This is a genomic window from Shuttleworthella sp., assembly GCF_057251025.1.
The window spans coordinates 1-9,956 of the sequence record NZ_DBHIDN010000037.1 but is presented as its reverse complement, the minus strand read 5'-3'; the positions used below and the strand labels follow the sequence as shown (position 1 = coordinate 9,956).

Sequence of the window (9,956 nt, the reverse complement as noted above, 5' to 3'; positions counted from 1 at the left end):
GCACCTTTGGTGCACGAGAACGCTCTTTTCATTAGGGAAGTTTTTTCACAGCCCCCGTTATTCTTGTGCAGACGAATTTCGGAGCAAATCCATCTGCGATTGTATTGTCAAGAAATTGCAGGGATGTTAATATAATCTATATGTGATGAAAGGATGTAGCCGCTATGCCAGAGACGTCAGGAATCAAGTTCAGTATTCTGCCTGAATATGAGAAAATCAACCAACCGGATGATGTGGATGATATGGATGATATGAATAATAAGCAGACCGAAGAGACAGAAGCTCAGTCCCTTGAAACGGTGGATGCCGACCGGGACGATGGTGCTACATCCGATCATGCTGCTTCTGATGAGGCTGACGGGGAAGGCCAGTTCAGCAGCGAAGATCTGGCTTTTCTGGCTGAGATTGATTCCTTCCGCCGGAAGGCAACGCAGTTGCAGAATCTGATCCTGACCCGGCAGAACCAGGTCAGGGAACTGGATGCGATTGTTCGAGTCAAGGAAGAGGAGAAGTCCCGCCTGAACCAGCTGATCTCCGAGAAGAAGGAAGAAGCGGACGGCATTGCGGGAGATGTTGAGAGCCAGGTAGACCGGGTCCTGCAGAAACTGTCTGACCACATGGGGGATCTCAATCAGAAAGTCACGGACTCTCTTGAGAAGACAGAGGAAAATCGCATACAGCAGGACGCGTTCATCCGCAGCAAATTGGATCAGATGACGAACGACATAGGAAGTCAGGTCAGTCAGATGACCCGGGGGATGGACGGACAGATGAGCCAGATGCAGTCCTCAGTGACCGGGCGGATCCAGCAGCTGACCCAGGATATGGGGGGTCAGATGGACCGGATGAGCCAGAGCATGGGGAGTCAGATGGACCGGATGAGCCAGAGTATGGGAAGTCAGATGGACCAGATGAGCCAGAACATGGGGAGTCAGATGGACCAGATGACCCAGAGCATGGGGAGTCAGATGGACCAGATGACCCAGAGCATGGGGAATCAGATGGATCAGATGACCCAGAGTATGGGAAGTCAGATGAATCAGATGCAGTCCTCCATGTCCGGAGAGATCCAGCAGCTGACCCAGGATATGGAGACCCAGATGACCCAGCTGACTCAGGATGTGGGAAGCCAGGTGACCATGATGACCCAGAATATGGGAAGTCAGATGGTCGGGATGAGGTCTAAGCTGGATGACACCGTCAAGATGATGTCCAATGAACTGGCGGACGCTATTGCCAGCATGAATGGGGGCTTAGACGGGGTCAAGTCGGATATCGCGACCAAGGTCCACAAGGAGAATGTCCAGTCCTATCGGAATATTCAGGACCTGCTCAAGGCCCTGGATCACCGGGAAGAGGAACTTAAGGAAGCGGATGCGCGGCTTGCTTCTATGAAGAGACGGTTCGCATTTGTCTCAACCTTTGCCGCGGTTGACTTTGTGGGATTGCTTGTAATTCTTTTGAAATTATTCGGCGTCTTCTGATCATTGTAGGGAAAATGCAGCAGTTTCTGCTGCATTTTTTTATCGGAGGAAGCTGTCCTTGCTGGGAATGGAGGCAGGATTGAGCACAAATAACCTGATCTGGGTGATCGGCCATAAGAATCCGGACACGGATTCGATATGCGCGGCGATTGCCTATGCGCATTATAAAAACATGACGGGGCAGGGAACCTATATTCCCAAGAAGGCCGGGGAGATTAACGAGGAGACTCGTTATGTTCTAAAGACCTTCCAGTTCGAGGAGCCGGAGACCGTATTTGATGTCAGCGCCCAGGTGAAAGACCTGGCCCTTAAGTATACGCCCGGTGTTCGAGGCAATTATTCTCTGCGCAGGGCCTGGGAGCAGATGCGCAAGCTGAATGTAGTTACCCTGCCGATTGTAGATGATAAGAATCGAATCGAGGGAGTCATCACCTCGGACGACATCGCAAGGTCCTACATGAACATCTATGACAGCGAGACCATGAGCAGTTCCCGCACTTCCTACAGCAATGTGCTGGAGACCCTGGACGGCAAGCTCTGGTCCGGCAATATGCACGGGGTGTTTCACAAGGGAAAGGTGGTCATCGGGGCCGGCGACCGGGATAACATGCGGCGGGAGATAGCCGCCAATGACATGGTGATCACGGGAAATGCCTGGGAGCACCAGATGATTGCGATCAACGAGAATCCCTCCTGCATGATCATCTGCGGGGTCAACCAGGTAGAGGATTCGATTGTCGAAATGGCCAAGGAGAAGGAGATCGTTATTATTTCCACGGCCTATGACACCTTCACAACAGCCCGCCTGATTCACCAGGCCATGCCCATCCGCCAGTTCATGACTACAAGCAAGAACCTGGTCTGGTTCGGAATGGATGACTATCTTGAGGACGTAACGGACCGGCTCAATAAGATCCGTCACAGAGATTTCCCGATCGTGGACGACAAGATGCGCTATGTAGCGATGTTTTCCCGCCGTATCCTCCTGTCCAAACAGAAGAAGAAGGTGATTCTGGTAGACCACAATGAGAAGAATCAGGCAGTGGACGGCATTGAAGATGCGAATATACTGGAGATTATTGATCATCACAGGTTGGGAAGCCTTGAGACGATCAGTCCCATTGTGTTCCGGAACCAGCCGCTTGGCTGTTCCTGCTCCATCATCTATCAGATGTACCAGGAGAATGGAATTCCGATCCCCGAGAAGATCGCGGGTCTGATGTGCTCTGCCATTCTGTCAGACACCCTGATGTTTCGGTCTCCTACCTGTACCCCCTATGATGAGGCGGCGGCAAGAGATCTGGCCAAGATCGCAGCGATCGACATAGAAGAGCACGCGATGGCCATGTTTGAAGCGGCCAGTAATTTCAAGAATAAGTCGACGGAAGAGATCATGTTCACCGACTTCAAGACCTTTGCCGCCGGGGATGTCAATTTCGGTGTCTCTCAGGTGTCCAGCGTCTCTGCCAAGCAACTGTCTTCCATCAAGGGCAATCTTCTCAAATACATGGAGTCTGTGATTGTGGAGAAGGGTTTGCAGATGACCTTTGTCATGCTGACCAATATCCTGGAACAGAGTACAGAGCTTCTCTATGCGGGAACAGACAGCCGGGAGATGGTTCTTGACGCCTATGGGGAGGAGAGGATGACGGACGACTCCGCCGTTCTGCCCGGGGTTGTATCCAGAAAGAAGCAGGTGGTGCCTCAGATCATAGAGGCGATTCACTATCATCTCATGTAAAGATTTGGTCGAGATAGGAGACAGAGGATGAAAGAAAGTTGGAAGCCGGGCAATATGCTCTATCCTCTTCCGGTTTTGATGGTCTCCTGCAGAAGCGGCAGGGGAGAGGACAATATACTGACCGTGGCCTGGGCCGGAACCATTAATTCAGATCCGCCCATGCTGTCGGTTTCGATTCGGCCCTCCCGCCATTCCTATCAAATGATTCGGGAGACCGGCGTCTTCGTGGCCAATCTGACGACCCGGGATCTGGCCCGGGCTACGGACTACTGCGGGGTTGTCTCGGGAAGAGACACAGATAAGTTTGAACACTGCCGGCTGACCAGGGAGGAGGCAGACCTGGTGGACTGTCCCATGATTGGCGAGAGCCCGGTCAATATTGAGTGCAGAGTCTGCCGTGAGATCCCGCTCGGCAGTCACAGCATGTTTCTTGCGGAAGTCCTCCGTGTTCATGCAGACAGGGAATATATGGACGAGAGAGGAAGCTTCTGTCTGGAGAAGGCAGACCCCATCGTCTACAGCCACGGCAGTTACTATAGCCTTGGAGAAGAAATCGGAAGCTTCGGCTATTCGGTGCAGAAGAAGGAGAGCAGGCGCTGAATCGGCCCAAAGAGAATCTTGAGATGTAAAGGGGTCTTAGCTGAAGAGGAGTGCACCATGACCAATCAGAAGCAAATAAGACTGGCGGACCATTTCGATTACGGAAAACTCCTGCGCTTTACCGGCCACTCCATCATGACCATGATTTTCACATCCATCTACGGCATTGTCGATGGATTTTTTGTGTCAAATTATGCGGGAGCGGTCCCTTTTGCGGCCTTGAACCTGGTCATGCCCCTTCTCATGATGATTGCCGCCTTTGGCTTTATGTTCGGGGCGGGAGGCGTGGCCCTGGTCTCTTTGAAGCTGGGACAGAAGAAGAGAAGAGAAGCCAATGAAATCTTCTCTCTGATCACTTACGCCCTGCTGGCCCTTGGTGTCACGCTCTCTTTGATCGGCTATGTCCTGGCTCCTGCAGCGGCGACGCTTCTGGGTGCAACAGAGGACTTGCTTCCCCACAGTATTCTATACGCGCGAATCAGTATGATCAGCATAACGGCCTTTATGCTCCAGCACTTTTTTCAGAGCTTTCTGATCGCTGCGGAGCGGCCCCGCATGGGCTTTCTTATCACCCTGGCCGCCGGCCTGGTCAATATGCTTCTCGATTTTGTGTTTGTGGCAGGGCTTGGCATGGGCCTGGCCGGTGCCGCCTGGGCAACGGTGGTCAGCGAACTGATCGGGGGCCTGATTCCGCTCCTCTTTTTCCTTCTTCCAAACCGGACTTCTCTGCGCCTGGGGAGGACCCGGTGGAATCCGCGGGCTCTGGTCAAGACATGCAGCAACGGGTCCAGTGAGTTCCTGTCCAATGCTGCCGCTTCGATGGTCGGCATGCTATATAACCGCCAGCTCCTAAACTATATGGGAACCAATGGGATCGCCGCTTACGGGGTGATTATGTATGTTAATTTTATTTTTGTCGGCATCTTCTTCGGCTATGCCATGGGAGTCTCCCCGGTGATCAGCTATCAGTACGGGGCCAGAAACAGGGAGGAATTAACCAATCTCTTCCGCCGCAGTCTGGTTCTCGTCTCTGGGGCAAGTCTGATTCTGACCATTTTAGCGGAGCTGTTTGCAGGCCTTTTGGCCCGGATTTTCGTCGGCTACGACCCGGTCTTGTATGAACTTACGGTGTATGGAATGCGTGTCTACGACCTGGCCTTCCTCTTTATGGGGCTCAATGTATTTGGATCGGCTCTCTTTACCGCCCTCGGCAACGGGAAGTTGTCCGCACTCCTGTCCCTGGTCAGGTCTGTTCTGCTGCAGGTCCTCTTAATTCTTTTTCTCCCCATTCTCCTGGGAGGCCGGTCTCTCTGGATGATTGCAGTCCTGGTGGAATTGGGAACCCTCCTCCTGACATGCACGATGGTCATCCGGAGCCGGTTTAAATATCAGATCTATTGAAGGAGGAGGTCCATAATCTGCATGTAGACCTGGTCGTAGCGGACTTTCCAGTTGAAGCAGAGGGCCTGCGCCTGTTCCTTTCCGGACACATGCAAGTTCAGATGAATGATTTCTCTGCCCTCTTCCCGGGCAATCAGGCGGACGATATAACCGCCGCCGACCGCCTTGTCATAGTCAGCCAGGAGGGAATTCTCCCGGCGGATCCGGATGCTGTGGTCCGAGAGATAGGTCTCGATGTCCCGGGCAATTGCCGGACTGATGCGGTCTGAGAAGGCCTCGCGAGTCTTCTCCCCCTCCTCGCTCAAGCTGTAGAGGTGGACCTTGGATCTGGGCCCCTCCTTTAACATCCGACTCTCAAGAAGCTCGTAGATGATGGATTGAAGGCTGAAGTAATCCGCATAGCGAAAATCAGTAAAGAAGTCCGTGATCTGTGATTTGCTCAGAGGCTCTTGGGCAGCGTGGAGCAATTGCAGGATCATGATTTTGAAGAGGAGATTCTGTTCAGTCAAAAGATTAACCCTCCCTGCCGCGGCTTGCGGCATGCACAGGAAATAGGACAGATCAAAAGGAGCGCAGACTCAGTCAATGGCGTAGTCCCTGACCGCCCGGGCAACCACCCGGGGGACCTCCGGATCAAATGCCTCCGGCATAATATTCTCTGCGCTAAGCCGGTCTGGGGGAACCAGGTCGGCCAGGGCGGCGGCGGCGGCCAGTTTCATTTCCTCCGTGATGGATTTGGCTCTGGCCTCCAGAGCTCCCCGGAAAATCCCGGGGAAGGCGACGACATTATTGATCTGGTTGGGGAAATCACTGCGGCCGGTTCCGACGATGGCGGCGCCCGCCTCCCTGGCTAAATCGGGCATAATCTCAGGCGTGGGATTAGCCATGGCGAAGATGACGGAATCCCTGTTCATGGACCGCACCATGTCTGGGCTCAAGACGCCCGGAGCAGAGACGCCGATGAAGAAATCAGCTCCCACAAGGGCGTCTGCCAAGCTGCCGTGAATCCTGTTTCGGTTGGTGACTTGACAGATCTCCCTCTGGGCCCAGTTGAGATTTTTGTCGTCCGAAGCCAAAATCCCCTGGCGGTCACAGAGGGTGATATCAAGAAAGCCATAGCGAAGCAGGAGTTTTGCGATCGCAATGCCGGCACTCCCTGCCCCGTTGATGACAAGCTTTACAGACTCTTTCTTCTTCCCGGTCACGCGAAGGGCATTGATGGAGGCGGCCAGGAGGACGATGGCAGTCCCGTGCTGGTCGTCGTGGAAGACGGGAATGTCAAGCATCTCCTTGAGCCGGCGCTCAATCTCGAAGCAGCGGGGAGCGGAGATATCCTCTAAATTGATGCCTCCAAAGGCCGGAGAGAGATTGACGATGGTCCGGATCATCTCCTCCGTATCCTGGGTCTTAAGAACAATGGGAAAGGCATTGATGTCTGCGAATTCCTTGAAGAGGACGCACTTGCCCTCCATGACGGGAAGGGCCGCCTCGGGTCCGATGTTGCCCAGGCCAAGAACAGCGGATCCATCCGAGATGACGGCAACGGTATTGGCCTTGATCGTGTAGTTGTAGGCCTCCTTCTTGTCCTCGGCAATGAGGCGGCAAGGGGCGGCGACGCCGGGCGTATAGGCGATGGCCAGATCTTCCCGGGAACAGACCTTGGCCTTGGCCGTGGTCTCAATCTTGCCACACCATTTGCGATGAGCCTGAAGAGCGATCTTGTCATGCTGATCCATTGCTGTCCTCCTCGGAAAATTTTGTTGAAAAAATGCAAAATAATGATAGCATATACAGGAAATATAAGATATACTCCGAATATTGGATACATCACATCTGGTCCGTTCGGACAATGAAATTCATCTGGAATTTATCTGTAATTTATCTGTCAATTTTTTCGTTCATTTTTGAGGAGATAGGGATGGAAGCAAACGCTATGGAGGCCCGGTACAAGACCCTGAAATTGGTTGATCTAAGAGCCATTGCCAAGAACAGGGGTATTAAGTGCGTTACGATCAAGCGGAAGGCGGATCTGATCGCGGAGATGGTGGCACTTGACGCCAGAGAGACCCAGGATGTCGCAGAGGCGGAAGAGGCTCTTAAATCCGGAAAGATCGCCGCAAAAATCGCCACAAAGACTGCCGCAGAGCCCTTAAGAGTCGAAAAGAAGGACCAGACCGCCGGGCCGGAGGAAGACCGGGAGAAGACGGCGGACACCGGGAAGACCAAGAAGGTCCAGCGCCGGATCAAGACGCACCTGGATCTGGGTGTCGAGGAAGAGCCGGCGGACGAGATCAGGCACGGAGGTTACTCCCGGACCTATCACAGACGAAGCGAGCAGAACTCTTACGAGGCGCGTCAGGAGCCGGACCGCGAGCCGGTGCGCCGGCCGCATGAGGAAGGAGGACATCCTTTCCGGGGGCACAAGGAGGAGGCAGGAGACGAGGTCTCTTCCCAGCTGGCGGAGCAGATGTCGGATGCCGACGAAGCCTGCGGAATTCTTGAGATTATGCCTGACGGCTACGGCTTTTTGCACACAGACAACTTCCTGACCGGGGAGGACGACGCCTATGTGGCACCCTCGCAGATCCGCCGCTTCGCTATGAAGACGGGAGACCGGGTCGAGGGGCTTAAGAAGCGGAATAATCCCTCGGATAAGTTCGCGGCCCTGCTTCGGATCAACAGCGTCAACGGGCGCAATCCGGATGAACTGCGCGGCAGGCAGGCGTTTGAGAACCTGACCCCCATCTTCCCCGAGGAGAGAATCCGCCTGGAGCGTGCGGGAAGCTCCGTGGCCAGTCGCGTCATTGACCTGATCTCCCCCATCGGCAAGGGGCAGAGGGGTCTGATTGTCTCGCCGCCCAAGGCCGGCAAGACGACTCTCCTCAAGGAAGTGGCCAAGAGTGTTCAGGAGAATCATCCGGAGATGCACATGATGATCCTCCTAATCGATGAGCGCCCGGAAGAGGTCACCGACATGAAGGAGACCATCCGGGGAGAGAATGTGGAGATCATCTACTCTACCTTCGACCAGATGCCGGAACACCACACCAAGGTCTCCGAGATGGTCATAGAGAGGGCCAAGCGGCTGGTAGAGCAGGGGGAGGATGTGATTATTCTCCTGGATTCCATCACCCGACTGGCTCGTGCCTATAATCTGACGGTGACCTCTTCCGGCCGCATTCTCTCCGGAGGTCTGGATCCGGCGGCTCTTTATATGCCAAAGCGCTTCTTTGGAGCGGCCCGCAATATGAGAGAGGGCGGGAGTCTGACGGTGTTAGCGACGGCTCTTGTCGATACCGGAAGCCGGATGGATGATGTGGTCTATGAGGAGTTCAAGGGGACCGGCAATATGGAGCTGATTCTGGACAGAAGGCTGTCCGAGCGCCGCATTTTCCCGGCGGTCGATATTGTGGCCAGCGGAACCAGAAGAGAAGACCTCCTGCTTGATCCGGAGGAGATGGAGGCGGTTCGAATCATGCACCGGGGAATCAACGGCAAGCGGGCAGAAGAGAATACAGAGGATCTGCTCAATATGTTTGCCCATACCAAGGATAATAAGGATTTTATCCGACAGCTCCTGCGCCATCCGATTTTTTGATCTTTGTATGGGCGCGCAGGTGTTTGGGTGATGTTTATATAGAAAATTGCAGAATCCCGGACAGTCATTTTAAATGGATGGTTATATAAATATGAATATGAAGCATAAACAACTTAAGGCACTCGTTATTGGAACAAGCTCCTGGGATACAATTATCGATATAGAGGATTTTCCTAAAAAAGCAGGCACCTACTTTGCCAGTGCCCGCCGTGATGTGCTAGGTGGAACGGCTTCCGGGAAAGCTATCAATTTACATAGATTGGGTCTTGATGTCACTTTGTTGACCAAACTGGCAAATGATGATGCAGGTCGAAAGATACAGGCCAGCCTAGAATCCGAGGGTATCAACTATCAGTATATTGAAGATGAGACTTCCACGGAAAGACATACGAATCTGATGAATAAAAATGGGGAAAGAATTAGTATTTATACGGACTATGGTAAATCTGGGCAGGATTTTGACATCATTGCCTATGAAAAAAGCATTGAAGAGGCGGATATTATCCTGTTAGATATCTGTGAATTTGTCAAACATCTATTCCCTATTCTCAAAAAACATAAACATAAAATCTGGGTGGATATTCATGATTTTGACGGGATAAATCCCTGGCATCAGGAATTTCTTCCTTTCGCAAATGCCGTTTTTATGAGTTCGGATGTCCTTAAGACAGAAGAAAAAATGAAGGAGGTGGTAAGGGCTCTTCTTCGGGATAAACAATTCGTTGTTTGTACGCATGGTAAAAAGGGTGCAGAGTATTTTAGCCCGGACGGAAAAGAAATATTTCAGGATATTGTGGAGCAATTTTCTCCCGTTGATAGTAACGGCGCGGGAGATGCTTTTGTCTCAGGTTATCTTTATGGAGTCAAAAATGGGTTTCCAGCTGAGAGATGTATGAAATATGCCACCCTTGTTTCGGGTTTTACGATTGCCTCTTCTTTCCTGTACAACCAGGATCTGTCCGTCGAAAATTTAGAACAAATGTATCAACAGTATTTTTGCTGATTTGCGAGATGTTGAAGGAAGAGCGTTTGATTACAATCCATTTCGTAATCTGTGAAAGAAATGAATAAGGATAAGATGCGAAAAGTGGTTTGGAGATAGCTTGCAAAAGATGAGAGACCGTGCTAATAT

General features: G+C 52.4%; 8 protein-coding genes. 6 read left to right on the top strand and 2 right to left on the bottom strand.

Features of this window, described 5'->3' with window-relative positions; translation table 11 throughout:
- Positions 1-164 precede the first annotated feature (164 nt).
- From ACO5R6_RS07345 to ACO5R6_RS07330, 4 genes are all read left to right on the top strand, one after another.
- Complete coding sequence (locus ACO5R6_RS07345; protein WP_485626536.1) at positions 165-1,484, top strand: hypothetical protein; 1,320 nt, start codon at positions 165-167, stop codon at positions 1,482-1,484.
- A 79-nt stretch (positions 1,485-1,563) separates the two neighbouring features.
- Positions 1,564-3,225 (top strand): putative manganese-dependent inorganic diphosphatase, encoded by a 1,662-nt coding sequence (locus ACO5R6_RS07340; protein ID WP_485626535.1) that lies wholly within the window; start codon positions 1,564-1,566, stop codon positions 3,223-3,225.
- 27 nt (positions 3,226-3,252) lie between these two features.
- A complete protein-coding gene (locus ACO5R6_RS07335) occupies positions 3,253-3,825 on the top strand; it encodes a flavin reductase family protein (RefSeq protein WP_485626534.1) in 573 nt (190 codons plus the stop codon).
- A gap of 57 nt (positions 3,826-3,882) precedes the next feature.
- Positions 3,883-5,226, top strand: coding sequence for an MATE family efflux transporter (locus ACO5R6_RS07330; protein ID WP_485626533.1), 1,344 nt, complete (start codon positions 3,883-3,885; stop codon positions 5,224-5,226).
- On the opposite strand, the gene ACO5R6_RS07325 is transcribed toward ACO5R6_RS07330, so the two are convergent.
- Positions 5,220-5,735 (bottom strand): DUF4364 family protein, encoded by a 516-nt coding sequence (locus tag ACO5R6_RS07325; RefSeq protein ID WP_485626532.1) that lies wholly within the window; start codon positions 5,733-5,735, stop codon positions 5,220-5,222. The two genes, ACO5R6_RS07330 and ACO5R6_RS07325, sit on opposite strands and share 7 nt — an antisense overlap.
- Before the next feature lie 69 nt (positions 5,736-5,804).
- Positions 5,805-6,962, bottom strand: a complete 1,158-nt coding sequence (locus tag ACO5R6_RS07320) for an NAD(P)-dependent malic enzyme (RefSeq protein ID WP_485626531.1) — start codon at positions 6,960-6,962, stop codon at positions 5,805-5,807.
- A gap of 182 nt (positions 6,963-7,144) precedes the next feature.
- Between ACO5R6_RS07320 and rho the strand changes: the two genes are divergently transcribed.
- A complete protein-coding gene (rho, locus tag ACO5R6_RS07315) occupies positions 7,145-8,824 on the top strand; it encodes a transcription termination factor Rho (protein WP_485626530.1) in 1,680 nt (559 codons plus the stop codon).
- 91 nt (positions 8,825-8,915) lie between these two features.
- Positions 8,916-9,827, top strand: a complete 912-nt coding sequence (locus ACO5R6_RS07310; protein ID WP_485626529.1) for a carbohydrate kinase family protein — start codon at positions 8,916-8,918, stop codon at positions 9,825-9,827.
- Positions 9,828-9,956 lie beyond the last annotated feature (129 nt).